At 70.1% G+C, this 14,577-nt stretch carries 11 protein-coding genes and 1 pseudogene; 4 read left to right on the top strand and 8 right to left on the bottom strand.

Going from position 1 to position 14,577, the window contains the following annotated elements; translation table 11 throughout:
* Positions 1 to 70 precede the first annotated feature (70 nt).
* Complete coding sequence (locus ACT3UN_RS09725) at positions 71 to 778, top strand: hypothetical protein (protein ID WP_444656953.1); 708 nt, start codon at positions 71 to 73, stop codon at positions 776 to 778.
* 16 nt (positions 779 to 794) lie between these two features.
* On the opposite strand, the gene ACT3UN_RS09720 is transcribed toward ACT3UN_RS09725, so the two are convergent.
* The 7 genes and pseudogenes from ACT3UN_RS09720 to ACT3UN_RS09690 form a co-directional block, all read right to left on the bottom strand.
* Positions 795 to 1,964 (bottom strand): N-acetylmuramoyl-L-alanine amidase, encoded by a 1,170-nt coding sequence (locus tag ACT3UN_RS09720; RefSeq protein ID WP_301442284.1) that lies wholly within the window; start codon positions 1,962 to 1,964, stop codon positions 795 to 797.
* Between the two features lie 66 nt (positions 1,965 to 2,030).
* Positions 2,031 to 2,360 (bottom strand): thioredoxin family protein, encoded by a 330-nt coding sequence (locus ACT3UN_RS09715; protein WP_301442271.1) that lies wholly within the window; start codon positions 2,358 to 2,360, stop codon positions 2,031 to 2,033.
* Between the two features lie 145 nt (positions 2,361 to 2,505).
* Positions 2,506 to 3,441 (bottom strand): thioredoxin-disulfide reductase, encoded by a 936-nt coding sequence (trxB, locus tag ACT3UN_RS09710; protein ID WP_301442272.1) that lies wholly within the window; start codon positions 3,439 to 3,441, stop codon positions 2,506 to 2,508.
* A complete protein-coding gene (locus ACT3UN_RS09705) occupies positions 3,438 to 4,067 on the bottom strand; it encodes an RNA polymerase sigma factor (protein ID WP_301442273.1) in 630 nt (209 codons plus the stop codon). The genes trxB and ACT3UN_RS09705 overlap by 4 nt, the downstream gene beginning before the upstream one ends.
* Before the next feature lie 127 nt (positions 4,068 to 4,194).
* A complete protein-coding gene (locus ACT3UN_RS09700; RefSeq protein ID WP_444656952.1) occupies positions 4,195 to 7,620 on the bottom strand; it encodes a murein biosynthesis integral membrane protein MurJ in 3,426 nt (1,141 codons plus the stop codon).
* The gene (locus ACT3UN_RS09695; protein ID WP_444656951.1) at positions 7,613 to 10,015 is read right to left on the bottom strand and encodes a hypothetical protein; all 2,403 of its coding nucleotides are present in this window, start codon (positions 10,013 to 10,015) and stop codon (positions 7,613 to 7,615) included. The genes ACT3UN_RS09700 and ACT3UN_RS09695 overlap by 8 nt, the downstream gene beginning before the upstream one ends.
* Before the next feature lie 47 nt (positions 10,016 to 10,062).
* Positions 10,063 to 10,560, bottom strand: a pseudogene (locus ACT3UN_RS09690) (NUDIX hydrolase); the annotation flags it as partial.
* A gap of 187 nt (positions 10,561 to 10,747) precedes the next feature.
* Here ACT3UN_RS09690 and ACT3UN_RS09685 point away from each other — a divergent pair.
* The 3 genes from ACT3UN_RS09685 to ACT3UN_RS09675 are packed head-to-tail and all read left to right on the top strand — an operon-like array spanning position 10,748 to position 13,252.
* A complete protein-coding gene (locus tag ACT3UN_RS09685; protein ID WP_301442285.1) occupies positions 10,748 to 12,196 on the top strand; it encodes a CCA tRNA nucleotidyltransferase in 1,449 nt (482 codons plus the stop codon).
* Positions 12,193 to 12,915, top strand: a complete 723-nt coding sequence (locus ACT3UN_RS09680; RefSeq protein WP_301442277.1) for an AzlC family ABC transporter permease — start codon at positions 12,193 to 12,195, stop codon at positions 12,913 to 12,915. The genes ACT3UN_RS09685 and ACT3UN_RS09680 overlap by 4 nt, the downstream gene beginning before the upstream one ends.
* Positions 12,908 to 13,252: a branched-chain amino acid transporter permease gene (locus ACT3UN_RS09675; RefSeq protein ID WP_301442278.1), complete on the top strand. Its 345-nt coding sequence runs from the start codon at positions 12,908 to 12,910 to the stop codon at positions 13,250 to 13,252. The genes ACT3UN_RS09680 and ACT3UN_RS09675 overlap by 8 nt, the downstream gene beginning before the upstream one ends.
* 121 nt (positions 13,253 to 13,373) lie before the next feature.
* On the opposite strand, the gene ACT3UN_RS09670 is transcribed toward ACT3UN_RS09675, so the two are convergent.
* Complete coding sequence (locus tag ACT3UN_RS09670; RefSeq protein WP_444656950.1) at positions 13,374 to 14,510, bottom strand: hypothetical protein; 1,137 nt, start codon at positions 14,508 to 14,510, stop codon at positions 13,374 to 13,376.
* Between the last annotated feature and the right edge of the window lie 67 nt (positions 14,511 to 14,577).

The raw sequence follows: 14,577 nt of genomic DNA, 5'->3' as shown, positions 1-14,577 counted from the left end.
CGGGTTACGCCGTAGCCCGGCGACCCAGGCGTCCGCGCGGTAGAATCGCCATCGACGAAGGAGGACATCGGTGGAGATCAGGTACAGCGCTCTGCGTCACGACAGCGGTGACGTGGTGGCGCCTTCTGCAGGTGGGGATATGTTCTGGGAGCTCTCACCGACGGTGACGAGCCCCGATTCGGCATTCGACAAGCAGATGTGGATACAGTCCGTCCTCTACCGCTGGGGTACCTGCGGCTACACCGCATTCGTCGGGACCGGGGACGAGGGCAGTGGCGAGCGGCCGGCCGCGACGGCGTTCTTCGCTCCCCCACCGAACTTCCCGGGCTCCGCGGCGATGCCCTCGGGGCCGGTCTCCGGGGACGCCATCCAGATCTCCACCGTCTTCGTGGAGCCGCCCTACATGGGCCTCTACCTGGAGCACAGTCTCATCGACACGATCCTTACCGAGGCGGAGCGCCGCGGCGTGGCTGCTGTCGAGGCCTACGGGCGCAATGACGAGGACGGGGCTCCGTCCGGTTACTTCCCGGAGGGCTACCACGGGTGGGAGGACCGCCCCGACGGTCCGGACGCCGATCTCGAGGCTGCGCCGGTGCTTTCCGCGGACATCCTCGAACAGCAGGAGTTCACCATCGTGGGCAAGCACCCCCGCTTCCCCCGGTACCGTAAGAAGCTCGCGGAGGGATCGTCCCTGTTCAGCAACTACGCGACCGACGCGCATGAGCTCATGAACGACAGAGGACCGCTGAGCACGGTGCTCGGCGGTCAGAAGGCCTGAATCACATCGCTGTGATTCAGGCCAGTTTCTCGGCCTCCAGGACGTCGGAGAACCGGAAGGTGCCGGTCGGAGCGGTGTCCGCGTCCAACAGGTAGAGCCGCTTCACCGCCACCACGAGGGCCTCGGCGATGGTGTCCCGGTTGTCCGGGTCGGTCAGCACCGCGACGTCGCCGTCGTTGGTGAGGTAGCCGGCCACGAACTGCACCGCCGGCATCTTCGTCATGCGCAAGAGGTCCCAGGTCCGTCGGTGGGCCCGGCAGTTCGTCAGCGGGGTGCGCGCGGTGACCTCACGCTGGATGAAGCCGGAGAGCTTCTCCCCCGTCACCGACGACGAGCCGGCCTCCGAACCGAAGTAGAACGAGGCGGCACCGTTGGCCAGCGCATTCGGGTACACGTCCGCACGCAACGAGATCACGAGGTCCGCGCCGAAGGCGTTGGCCAGGGAGGCGCGATCCAGGCTCGAGGGGTTGCCGCTGCGCGGACGCGAGAGGATCGTCTCCATGCCCGCGGCGATCATCCGGCCCTCGGTACGGGTCGCCAGGTCCCAGAGGATCTCCTCCTCCGTGATGGTGCCGTACGGACCGCTCACGGTGCGTCCTGACACGTCCCCACCCAGACCCGGGTCGATGACGATGCGTTTGCCGGTCAGCTGCGGGCCGGCGGCGCGGATCTGCTCCTTCTCGCGCAGCGCCTGCGGAGACCCGCCGGTGATGCGCCGGCCCAGGTAGCTCAGCGCGCGCAGGGTGACGGGGCCGCAGACACCGTCGTTGGTGAGCCCGTAGTTGAGCTGGTACTTGCGGACCGCGTCGTGGGTGTGCGGCCCGAACTGCCCGTCCACACGGTCGGTGTAGAAACCGAGGTCGTGCAGCTGCCCCTGGAGCTCGGCTACGTCGTCACCGACGAAGAAATGCCCCGGGGGCTGCAGGGACAGCACACGGGCCCCGAGCGTGTAGGAGGCCTCCCTCAGCGCCCGCAGGGTGCCGTCGGTGATGTGTCCGTCGGCGATGATGCCGCGCCCCTGCTGGAACGCACGCAGGGCGATGTCCATGTGTGCGTCGAAGACCTCGTCCTCGGCGGTCCACCGCTGTCCGGCGTCCCCGGAGGTGTCCCCGGTGAATCCGTCGATGAAACCGAGCCGGGCGAGCGTTCCGCGGACCTCGGCCACACGTGGGCTCCGGTCGCCCATCTTCAGTGAATTACGGTGCACGTCATCCTCTCGTTGCCGGCTCAGGTCGGTTGTGGTTGATGGAGGTCACGCCGAGACGAGCGCGTCGAGAGCCTCGGAGAGGTCGGCCTCGGACTGGCGGCCGTGGAGCTCCACGACCTTGCGGCCCTCGTGGTAGATGAACAGGGCGGGGATCGACATCACCTGGAACATGGCCGCCAGGCCGCGTTCCTCCTCCACGTTCACCTTCGCCACGGTCACCGAGTCGCCGTACTTGTCGGCGATGTTGTTCAGCGCAGGTTCCATCTGGATGCACGGCTGGCACCAGCCCGCCCAGAAGTCCACGAGGACGGGGACGTCCGACTCGATGACGGTACTGCGGAACGTGTCCTGGGTGACGGTCACGGGGTCAGCCATGGTCGCAATCTCCTGGGGGTGGTGGGAGCTAGAGTGTCCACACCACAATACCCGCGGGAGTAGCAGCGCGGAAACATGCGCTGAACAGTCACGGAGCGGTCACGGAACGGTCACGTTCCGGATAAGGCGCAAACCGGTGCGCGCCTCAGAGCGCGGCCAGATAACCTTCAGCGTCCAGCGCGGCGCGGCAACCCGAACCGGCGGCGGTGATGGCCTGCTGATAATGGGAGTCCACCAGGTCACCGGCGGCGAAGACGCCGGGCAGGGAGGTGCGGGTGGACGGCTCGTCGACCTGCACGTAACCGTTGTCCTGCAAGGCCACCTGGCCGTCGAAGACGGCGGTGCGCGGGTCGTGGCCGATGGCCACGAACATCGCGTCCATCGGCACCTCACGGGTGTCCCCGGTGACGGTGTCCTCGAGCTTCAGCGCCTGCACGCTGCCCTCACCGAGGACCTCGACGACGCGGGAGTTCATGATCATGTCGATCTTCGGGTTGTTGCGGGCACGCTCCTCCATGATCGCCGAGGCGCGGAACTCGTCGCGACGGTGGATGATGGTCACCCGGTCACCGAACTTGGTCAGGAAGTCGGCCTCCTCCATGGCGGAGTCGCCGCCGCCGATCACGGCGATCTGCTTCTCCTTGAAGAAGAAGCCGTCGCAGGTGGCGCAGGCGGACACGCCGTGGCCCAGCAGGGCCTCCTCGCCCGGGACGCCGAGGTAGCGCGGCTCGGCGCCGGTCGCCAGGATCACGGTGCGGGCGAGGAACTCCTCCTCGTCGGTGACGACCTTCTTCAGGTCGCCGTCCAGCTCCACGCTTACGACGTCCTCCATGCGCAGGTCCGCACCGAAGCGCTCGGCCTGGTTGCGCATGTCGTCCATGAGCGCCGGGCCCATGATCGACTGCGGGAACCCGGGGTAGTTCTCGACCTCGGTGGTCTGCATCAGCAGTCCACCGAAGTCCATCCCCTCGAACACCAGGGGTTTGAGTTCGGCACGGGCGGCGTAGATGGCGGCGGTGTAGCCGGCGGGGCCGGAACCGATGATGACGACGTCGTGGACAGACTGGGTGGAATCACTCATGCCGACGATTCTAGCGACGCCCCGGACACCGCAGGTGCCACCCCGGCCTCTGCGAGACGCTCGCGCAGGTGACGGTGGGCCCGCGCCCGCCGCGACTTCACCGTCCCGGTCGGTATGCCCAGGTGGGCGGCGGTTTCGCTGAGCGACCAGTCACGGACGTCGGTGAGCACGATCACGTCGCGCAGGCCCGGGTGAAGTTGACTGACCGCCTCGCCCAGCAGGATGCGGTGGATCGTGCGGGCGGCGTCCACGTTGCGGTTGTCCGGGAGGGTGCGCAACCGCTCCCCCAGGTCGACGGAGCGGGCGAGCTCGTCGGTACGCCGACGGCTGTCACGCAAATGCGTCAGCGCGGTGTTGCGCATGATGGTGTGCAGCCAGGACGCCGCGGAGTCCTTCCCTCGGAACGAGCCGGCGGTGCGGTGCACCTTCAGCAGTCCGTCCTGCAGGACGTCCGGACGGTCCTCGAGCGGCACGCCCGCCTGGTGCAGTGCCCAGCCCAGCAGCCCGGAGTGCCGGGCGAGCAGGTCGGTGAAGGAGGTGCTGCAGCCGGCGAGGTGCCGGCGCAGAAGCTCGGCGTCCGACGGTGCGGTTTCTGGCGTGATTTCTGGCGCGGTCGATGTTGTCACGGAAAAGTCCCCCGGTGAATTGTGTCCCCTGGCCCCCTGCCGTCCCCGCGGAGGAAGCCTCTGTGCACAACCCTAGCCTGCCGCGCGCCCCGGCGGCAGGGTTGTGGACAACTCTCTGGGCGACGTCCTACTCCCGCACGCCGTGCACCACGACCTCGCCCACGGAGGCGGCGTCCGGCATCGGGAGCTCGGTGATCCACAGGAGCACCCGGTCGCCGGCCGGGGCGTCCTCACCGGTGAGCGTCAAGGTGTCACCGGAGGCGGTTTCGGCGTCCAGCACCTCGGTCTGGTCGATCGAGGTGATGTCGCCGGAGCCGGTGCGCAGCTCGATCCGCGTGCCCTCGGGCACACCCTCGAGATCCACCGAGGTCACCGACGTCTCGCCGTCCAGCGACAGCAGCAGGCCGATGCCCTGCTTCAGGGAGGACGGCCCGTCGCCCAGCTGGTCCAGGTACTGCGCGGAACTCCAGGTGGTGCCCGCGTCGCCGTCGATGACCAGCGGTGCGTCCTCCGGGTTGTCGAGGTTGTCGCCGTCGTCGGCGGTGGCCCACTCGGCGGCGTCGGTCACGCCGACGACCTCGGGCTCCGGGGCGGCCTGCGCACTGCTCGACTGGCTGCCACGGATCGAGTCCGTGGTCACCGGCGAGTCGGGCCGGTCGCCGCCGAAGTACGCCACCGCCGCGACGATCAGCGCGACGGCGAGGAGCAGCCCGCCGATCGTCAGGCCGACGGCCAGGGCCGTGCGCCCGGGCTTCTCCGGGGCGGCACCGAAACCGGCGCGCTGCTCCGGGTCAGGCGCCACGTCGGCACTGGTCACCAGGTCGGAGTCCGGGGACTCCGAGGTCGTCGCCGCACGCAGGCGCGCGGCGAGCTGCCGGGCGTCGACACCGTCGGCGCTGCGGGCGTCGTCCATGATCGTGCGCAGCTCCGCCGGGATCCGGTCGGACGGCACCGCCGCGAGCAGCATGTCCAGGGACACGACCACGGCGTGGACGTCCTGCCGGGCCGAACCGCCCGGCAGCACGCCCGGGAACGCCAGCACGGCGCGACCTTCGGAACTGATGCGCAGCCGGTTGCGGTGGTCGATGCCCAACGAGCCGCCGAGCTCGGCGACGTCCGCCGCAGCGTCCGCCAGGTCCGACATGGCGTAGCCGGCGGCCAACGGGTCCGGACCGGACTCCGCCACGCGCGTCAACGGCGCGCCCTCGGTCCAGTCGGCGACCACGACGACCAGCGTGCGGGCGTCGCAGATCTCGCGCACCCGGGCCACACCCGGGGACGAGACCTTCGCCAACGTCGCACTGCGGTCCAGCAGTTCGCGCGACCCGACCCCGGCGACCTGCGGGTCGAGGATGGTCAGGGCGACCAGGTCGCCGGACTCGTTGTCACGGGCCTGCCACAGGCGCGCGGCGGGCGAGCCGCCGTGGTCCGACAGCAGCCGGAAACGCCCCTGCAGGATCGGCGCACCGGGCACCAGGCGCGGCCCGCGCACCCGACCCGCCGACAGCGGCGGCATCGCGGGGCCCGCGACGTCCTGCCCGGTGATGCCGCCCATGCCGGCGATCGGCATCTCGGTGATGAGCGCCGACTGGCCGTCCTGCCCGTCCTCGGGCACGGCACCGGAGAAGAAGCGTCCGACGACGGGGAGGCGCGCGAAGGACGCGCCGACCGTCATCACCTCGGGGAGCTTGGACCGCGACATGATCAGCATCACGATGGCCAGGAAGACCACGCCGATGATCATGAGGCGCACGAGGTAGCCGAAGCGGAAGCCGTCGGGGATGAGGAAGCGGTCGAGCAGCACGTCCAGACGCCACACGATCAACGCCGCGACCGCGGAGGCCCCGGCCGTCCAGAGCGAGGTCTTCAGCACGCTGCGCATGCCCAGGTGCCCCAGCGAGCGGCGCAGCAGACGGTGACCGATGATCGCACCGGCCACGAAACCCATGCCGTTCGCCGCACCCAGCAGCACCACCACGAGGCGCGGCTCGCTGGCGATGTGCGGCGCCAGGTACGCCAGCGCGACCTTCGTGACCGTGATGCCGCCGATGATGAACGTCGGCGTCCAGACCTCCTCACGCGCGTAGAACACGCGCAGGTGCAGCAGCACGATCGCGTAGGGGATCAGCGTGAACGCCGAGAAGCTGATCGTCCAGCCCAGGACGTTCGCGTTGCCCATGTCGAACTGGCCGAAGGCGAACAGGGCCGGTGCGATGAGCGTGCCGAAGGCGGTGAAGAAGGCGATGACCGGGATCAACGCCAGCATCGTCAGCCGGGTGGCCATCGTCAGGTCCTTGACCACGGCCTTGTCGTCGCCGTCGGCGGCGTTGCGCGACAGGCGCGGCATGATCGCCGTCAGCAGGGTCACGCCGATCACGCCGTAGGGCACCTGCAGCAGCTGCCAGGCCTGCATGTAGATCGTCGGGCCCGGGCCGGACCCGGAGGCGATGCGGTTGTTCAGGATCCAGCCGATCTGGGAGATCAGCACGTACACCACGATCGCCAGCGCCATGCCGCCGAACTGCTTCAGCCGGTCGTCCAGGCCCCACAGCGGGCGGATGTCCACCCCGGCCTTACGCAGGTAGGGCACCATGATCAGTGCCTGGACCACCACACCCAGCGTGGTGCCCAGACCCAGCAGCATGATGTGCGGGTCGGTGATCGTGACGGTGTCGTTCGGACTGAGTTTCGTGTCCTGCGGCAGCGTGAAGTAGATGCCGAGCACAGCGAGGGTCACCAGGTTGTTGACCACCGGCGCCCACGCACCCGGCTTGAAGACGCCCTTCGTGTTCAGCACCGCCATCATCACGGCGAACATCGCGTAGAACACGATCTGCGGCAGCACCAGGTAGGCGAAGGCCGTGGACATGCCGATGTTGACCTTGCCGTCGGCGGCCAGCGAGATCCGGGTCAGCAGCGGCGCGGCGAAGACCGCGACGACCGTGACCGTCATCATCAGGGTGAAGGTGATGGTCAGCAGCCGTCTGATGAAGGCCGCGCCGCGGTCGGAGTCCTCCTTCTCGGCGCGCACCAGCAGCGGCACCACCAGACTGGTGAGCACCGCGCCGAGTACCAGCTCGGTGATGAGGTTCGGCAGCGTGTTCGCCGTGTTGAACGCACTGGCGACCGTGCCGCCCAGGGCGGAGCCGATCATCACGGTGCGCAGGAAGCCGGTGATGCGGCTCAGCAGGGTGGCGAAGGCCATCGACCCGGTGGCACGCACCACGTCGGCGTCGGAGGCGTTCGTCGCACCGGAGCCCTCGTTGCCATCGTCGCTGCCGTTGCCGCCGCCGTCCGTGGTGGTGGTCCTGACGCCGGACGTGCCGGACGCCCCGGACGCCTTCTTCTGCCGGGGGTCCGTCGCCGCCCGCTCGGCGGGCGAGAGGTTCAGCTTCGAGTGGTCGGTCCCGGAGCCGGTGCCGACGGCGTCGCCACCGTCCTGGGCGCGTGAGGGACGGGCGGACGGTGCCTTCGCCGGCGGGGTTGCGGCGCGGAACCGCCCCCGTTCGCCGCTATGGGCGGCGTCGCCGGAGTCTTCTCGAGAATCAGTCACCGCTCCATCTTCGTGCACTCCCCCGGCCGTTCGCTAACTGTCGGCGTCGTTTGACCGTCCGGATGACCGCGAACAGGCCGAACACGACCGCCACACCCACGGTCACGGCGAGCGCCCCGGAGCCCGGGCCGGAGGAGATTCTGATCGTCACCGGCTCGGATATCTGCTGGTTGTCCGGGGTTTCCAGGAACATGGTGAGGTCCGTGCCGGTCACCTCCTCGGGGAAGGTGGTCGTCATCTGGAGCGTCACACTGCCCTGTGCGGGAATCAGTTGCATCCCGGGCGTGTTGAGGGTGACCCCGTCCTGCGACTCGTAGTCCACGCTCACGCGCACGGGCAACGGCAGACCGTTGCGCGCCACCACGATCAGCGGCGAGGAGTCGCTGGTGCGGGTGAAGACGCTGCCCGGCGGCAGCAACGACACCGAGGCACGCAACTCGTCCGACAGGCCCCGGACGCGCCCACGACGCTGCTCCGAGGCGTCCCGCGCCCGGTCGGCCTCCACGGCGACGCGACGACGGTTGTCCGTGAACGACCGCAGCACGTCGTCGAACATCGGCCGGGTGAAGATCTCCGGGGTCAGCGCCACGTTGTCGTTGTCGACCATGATGCTGGTGAAGTTGTGCAGCTCCTCCACGAGCCCCTGCCCCGCCGCGACCTCGCCGTCGGACACCGGGACGGGGTCGGCGACCGGTCCGCGCAGCGTCCCCTCGGACGCCACACCGCCGAGCGCGGCACCGAAGGAGACCGCGCGCGCCGAACCGTCCTCCAGGCGTCCCGTGACGGCCTCGAGCCAGGTCTGCGCGTCCTCGCCGTCGACGGACCACTCCGCCGGCGGCACCGCGAGCACATTGCCGTCACCGGCGCTCAGCTCCAGGTCCAGGACGCCGACGGCGGCGGCCATGCGCTCGGCGGGACTGTCCTCGGCGAGGGGACGCCGCGAGGACGTCGCCCCGTAGGCCGCGGCCGTCGGCGCCTCGCCCGTCGCCGCGAGCGCGGCACCCAGGGCCGCGGGGAAACGCAGCGCGCGCGTGCCGCCCGGCAGCGTCGCCACGGTGCTCGTAGTGTTGTCTGTGTCGCTGGTGTCTGTGTCGCTGGTGTCTGTGTCGCTGTTGTCTGTGTCCACGGTGTCGTCGGCGACGACGACGGTGGCCGGGGTCTCCCGGTCCGACTCGCCGAGACGCTGCAGCGTCTCCTCGCCGACGTAGCCGGAACCCGGGACCACGACACCCTCGGCGGTGTCGGTGTCCAGCACGTCCTCGATCGTCTCCACCCCGCGCGCCGCCAACTCCTCGACCCACGGGTCGTCCAGGGCGGTGACCGCGTCCACGTCCACCCCGGCGAAGGGCAGCGGGACGGTGCACTGGCCGTCGACGACCTCGCGCAGGTCGGCCAACCACGACGCCGCGTCGTCGGCACCGGTGCCCTCGACCGAGCGGTCGCTGCTGTCGTTCTGCGTCCACCGGTCGCGCAGCCGCACCGGCTCCTCCACCGGACTCGGCGCCTCGCCGACCCGGTAGCCCTGGCTCATCCGCGACACCGTCTCCAGCAGGTCCGGGTCGATGGCGATGCACGTCGCCTGCCGCAGGTCGTCGGAATCCCCCGCCGCCGTGCGGTAGGACGACACCAGGGCGCTCAGCCGGCCCTCCGGCTGCAGCTCCTCCGCCAGGGACTCGTCCGGCAGGTAGAGCTCATTGGGCTCCGGGGCGTCGCCGACCTGCCCGGCGGACACCGTCGCCGCCGACGACAGGGGCCACAGCACCGTCAGCCCGGACGGACGCTCGGCAGTGTCGTTGACCTCGTTGACCTCGTTGACCTCGTTGTCCTCGTTGTCCTCGTTGTTGTCGGCGTTCTCGCTCTCGCCGCTCACCGTGACCGTGGTGCGCGTCGCCGCCACGAAGGAGGTCCCGGCGTCCCCCAGGTCCGCGTTCAGGTTCAGCAGCAGCGGGTACACGCCGGGAGCGTCCAAACCCAGGCCGCTGAGACTGCCCGCCCGGCCGTCGACCGGCACCGTCAGCCGGAACTGCCGGTCCTCGCCCGGGGCGAGCCGGCCGTCCAACTGCTGGAACGGGCCGACCCACGGGTACTCGCCCTGGTTCGCGATCAGTGAGGTGGCGACGCCCTCCGGGGCGTCCACCGCATTCTGGTGCTGGGTGCGCAGCTGCAGGCCCGAGACGTCCTGGTCCGAGTTGTTCGTCACCCGGATGCGCAGGTCGAGGGCGCCGTCGCCGGTCACCGTGGCCGGCTGCTGGCCCAGGATCTCCAGCTCGACACCGCTGTCCGGGTCCGCCGAGCGCGCCTCCGGGTTCGACCACGCGGCGGGCTGGGTCCCCTGTGCGTCCGGTGCGTCCTGCCCAGCCGCCAGCGGCGCGGCGGCGAGACCCACCGCCGCCACAGCGACGCAGGCCAGCGTCCGGACCGCTCCCGAGAAACCCCCCATCGCTACCGCGGCGTACGCCGTCCGGCCTTCGCCTCGGCGCGGGCGAGGTCGGGCAGCCGGTCATGGGCCTGGCGGGCCAGTTTGCGCTCGTCGGCGTACGCCAGACGCTCCACCAGGTTGCTCACCGGCAGCCACGCCACCTCCGTGACCTCCGGGTCCTCGTCGTTGAGGTCGCCGTCGATGTAGCGCAGCAGGTGGTGGTGCACCGTCTTGTGGATGCGCCGGCCCTCCGAGACGAACCAGTAGTCGATCGTGCCGAGGTCGCTGACCACCTCGCCGCTGACACCGGTCTCCTCCCACACCTCACGCTCGGCGGTGGTGTGGTGCGACTCGTCCGGCTCGATGTGACCCTTCGGGATCGACCACAGCAACCGCCCACGACGGTCCAGCCGGCCGATCAGCGCCACGTACATGCGCGACAGGTCCACCGACCCGTCGCCGCGCACCGCCTCCGCCAGACCCGACAGGACCAGCCCGCCGGCGCTGGTCTCCACCGAGGTCGGCAGTTCACTGTGGTCACGCTGCTGAACGGAGCGTGCCGGAGACCGGCGCTGGTCCGGCCGTGAAGGGCTCCCGTTGGAGCGGCGACGCCGTTGGTTCATGGGGAACAAGGGTAGTGCCTGCGGGTCGGTTTGTGGGAACTGTAAAATCCGGGGGGTGACACAGGAGAACAAGGACGCCGCAACGATGCTCGCCACCGCGTGGTCGGCGGTGAAGGACGGCGACAGGACGGACCGGACGCTCACCGCGCTCGCCGGTGCCTTCGCCGCGCGCGGCCACAGCCTCTACCTCGTCGGCGGATCCGTCCGCGACGCCCTGCTCGGACGCCTCGGCGACGGCGCCGAGTTCGACCTCGACTTCACCACCGACGCCCGCCCCGACGTGGTCACCGGCATCCTCGAGGACGTCGCCGAGACCGTGTGGGACACCGGCATCGAGTTCGGCACCGTCTCCGCCATGTTCCACGGACTGGTCGTGGAGATCACCACCTTCCGCGCCGACTCCTACGACGGGGCGTCCCGCAACCCGCAGGTCACCTTCGGTGACACGCTGGACGGCGACCTGGTGCGCCGCGACTTCCGCTGCAACGCCATCGCCCTGGAACTCTCCGCCGACGGACACCACGACCTGCGCGACCCGCTCAACGGGCTCGACGACCTCGTCGCCGGCGTGCTCGACACCCCGGCCGCCCCCGAACAGTCCTTCCACGACGACCCGCTGCGCATGCTGCGCGCCTGCCGCTTCGCCTCCCAGCTGGGCTTCACCGTGGCCGAACGGGTGCGCGGGGCGATGACGGAGATGTCGGGTCAGATCGAGCGGATCACCGTGGAACGCGTCGCCACCGAACTCAACAAGCTGATGCTCGGCGCCGAACCGTGGACCGGCCTGGAGATGATGTCCGCCACCGGGCTGGCCGACCACGTGCTGCCCGAACTGCCCGCCCTGAAGCTCACGCAGGACGAGCACCGCCAGCACAAGGACGTCTACGCCCACTCCCTGCAGGTGCTGCGCAACGCCACCGAGCTGGAGGGGCGCATGGAGGACGCGACGCAGGACGACCGTCTCGTCCTGCGCTGGGCCGCCCTGCTGCACGACATCGGCAAGCCCGACACACGCGACTTCACCGACACCGGGGCGGTGACCTTCCACCACCACGAGGTCGTGGGTGCGCGCATGGCGCGCCGGCGGCTCAAGGCGCTGAAGTACCCCAAGCGGCAGATCCAGGACATCGGCCAGCTGGTGTTCCTGCACATGCGTTTCCACGGCTACGGCGAGGGAGCGTGGACGGACTCCGCCGTGCGCCGCTACGTCGCCGACGCCGGTGACCTGCTCCCCCAGCTGCAGGTCATCGTGCGTGCCGACTGCACCACCCGCAACAAGCGCAAGGCCGGACGCCTGGCGCGCGCCGTGGAGGACCTGGACTCACGCATCGTCGAGCTCCGTGAGCAGGAGGACCTCGACGCGGTGCGTCCCGACCTCGACGGTAACGAGATCATGACCGTCCTCGGCCTGCGGCCCGGACCCGAGGTCGGCAAGGCCTGGGCGTTCCTCAAGGAACTGCGCCTGGACCGCGGCCCCATGGACCGCGACGAGGCCGTCGCCGAGCTGACCCGCTGGTGGGAGGCGCAGCAGTGAGCCCCACCGCCCCGGCGGAGTTCAGGAAAGGCATCCAGGACAGTTGGACGGTGGCGTTGGGGCTCGTCCCCCTGGGCCTCGCCTTCGGACTGCTGGTCACCCAGACCGGGTTCGCCTGGTGGTGGACGCCGGTGTTCAGCATCGTGCTCTACGCCGGATCCATGGAGTTCCTCGCGATCAGCCTGGTCACCGGGGGTGTCGCCCCGCTGTCCGCCGCCCTCTACGGCTTCCTGGTGAACTTCCGCCACGTGTTCTACGGCCTGAGCTACCCGGTGGACGCCGTGCGCTCCCCGGCGGCGAAGGCCTACGGCATCTACGCGCTGACCGACGAGACCTACGCGATCCTGTCGACGAAGAAGAAGTCCGTGTGGACGCAGCCGCGGGTCATGGCGGTGCAGATGTTCTGCCAGTCCGCCTGGGTGGTCTTCGGCGTGGTCGGCGCCCTGGTCGGCTCCGCGCTGCCCCTGGACCTCGTCGGGCTCGACTTCGCGCTGACCGCCCTGTTCGTGGTGCTGGCGATCGAGGCGCTGGACGTGAGCCGCGACGTGTGGCTGCCCGTGGTGGCCGTCGTCGCCGGTGCCGTGGGCTACGTGGTGAGCCGGGAGCAGATGCTGCTGGTCGGGTTGTCGCTGTACTTCGTGTACCTGGTCGCGCGGTTCCTGTGGGAGCAGCGGGGAGCCCGGGACGCCCGGGACGCCCGGGGTGGTCGCGATGTCTAGCGGCCTGCCCGCGGGTGTGGACCTGACCAACACCCTGCTCATCCTCGGTGCCGTGGGGCTGGTGACCCTGCTGCTGCGCGCCCTGCCGTTCGCCGCGATGCGCTATTTCCGTGAGTCTGCGCTGGTCGCGTGGCTGGGGATCGCCATGCCGGCCGGGGTGATGACGGTGCTGGTGATGTACACGCTGGCCGGCTCCACGGAGAACCCCGGTGGCGTGTGGGCCGCGCTGATCGCCGTGGTCGCCACCGCCGTCCTGCACCTGTGGCGACGCTCGGCCACGATGTCGATCCTCTTCGGCACGGTGGTCTACATGGTGCTGGTGAACCTGGTCTTCTGACCCCGGCGCACCCCTCGGGAGCGAAATAGTCGCCCTCCCAGGTAGGCAAAGAGCCCGAATCGCTACCTGGGAGGGTGATCGGGCTACATCGTCGTGGAGCGAGCAGTAGGTCAGCCCCCGCTCACGCCTCCCGCGCCGTCATCTCCCGCGCGCGGGCCTCGCAGGCCCGGCGCACCGCGGCGCGTAGCTGCTCCAGCAGTTCCGGCAGGTCGGCGAGCAGCATGCGGTTGACCCGTACCGCCTCCCACCCCACTCCCCTGAGCTTCTGGAACAGCGTGAAGTCGGTGTCGGTCTGGGCCAGCTCGTCGTGGTGCCGTCCGTCGTAGTACAACGCCACCCCGAGGGTCTCGCACGCCAGGTCAGGCACCGTGGAGCGCGCACCGCCACCTGCTCGCCAACTCCCGCCGTCCCCGCCGACCGTCCCGTCGGCGAGGTTGATCCGCACCTGCGAGGTCCACCGGTGATCGTCCGGCAGTTCGTCGCGGACGATCAGGCGCAGCACCGTCTCCATCGGTGACTGCGCTCCCTCGTCCGCCATCGCGAGCAGCCTGGTCAGCACCCGACGGTCCACGATCCCGTGGGCGGCGGCGAGGATCTGGCGCGCGGTCAGGAAGCTGCACTGGTACATCGCGTCGATGAGCTGCACCGCGCGCACGTGCTTCCCGTCCATGCCGGGCACGTGCGGGACGTGCCAGGTCTTCTTTCCCTGGAGGATCGTGGCGAGGCACTGGGCGGTGGCGGTCGCCGCGTCCAGCACCCTCATCTGCGGGAACAGTGGGTCGGCGCGGTCGGTCGGTGTGCCGGGCTTCAGGGTGCGGAAGACCGCTGTGGAGGGCCCGGTGGCGTTGCGACGGGTGCGCGAGGAGAGCAGGACGACCGGTTCGCTGTCCGCCCAGTACGGCAGTCCGTGCAGTGCGGCGGCCGCCCACCCGGCGACCACGGTGTGGGGGCTGATCAGCCAGGATGCGCGTAGCCGGGTGATGATGTCCCAGCGGTACGGGCCGTGTTCGTCGCCGTGGCCACCCGGGCCGAGGCGGATGTTCCCGCTGTAGTCGGGCGCCGGCGGCAGGACGACGCACCGCACGGGTGCCTCCCAGGTGTCCACGGCGGAGCGCGGGACGCCGCGGGCCAGGGCGTCCACCCGTAGCTCCGGTTTGCGTGTCGGCAGGACGCGGCGCGCGTACAGCGGTCCCCGTCCCGGTGTGATGCGGTGCGCGCGTTGAGCCGCGTCCCAGTCGGGTCCCCCGAAATTCCCCATGCCCCCGATCAAACACGATCACCCACGCCGGCGCCGCCCTATTGAAGAGGATCACCCTCCCAGGTAG

This window comes from Corynebacterium sp. AOP12-C2-36 (genome assembly GCF_052379185.1).
Taxonomy (GTDB): Bacteria; Actinomycetota; Actinomycetes; order Mycobacteriales; family Mycobacteriaceae; genus Corynebacterium.
Note: the sequence above shows the minus strand (reverse complement) of the source record. Positions and strands in the feature narration are given on the sequence as shown.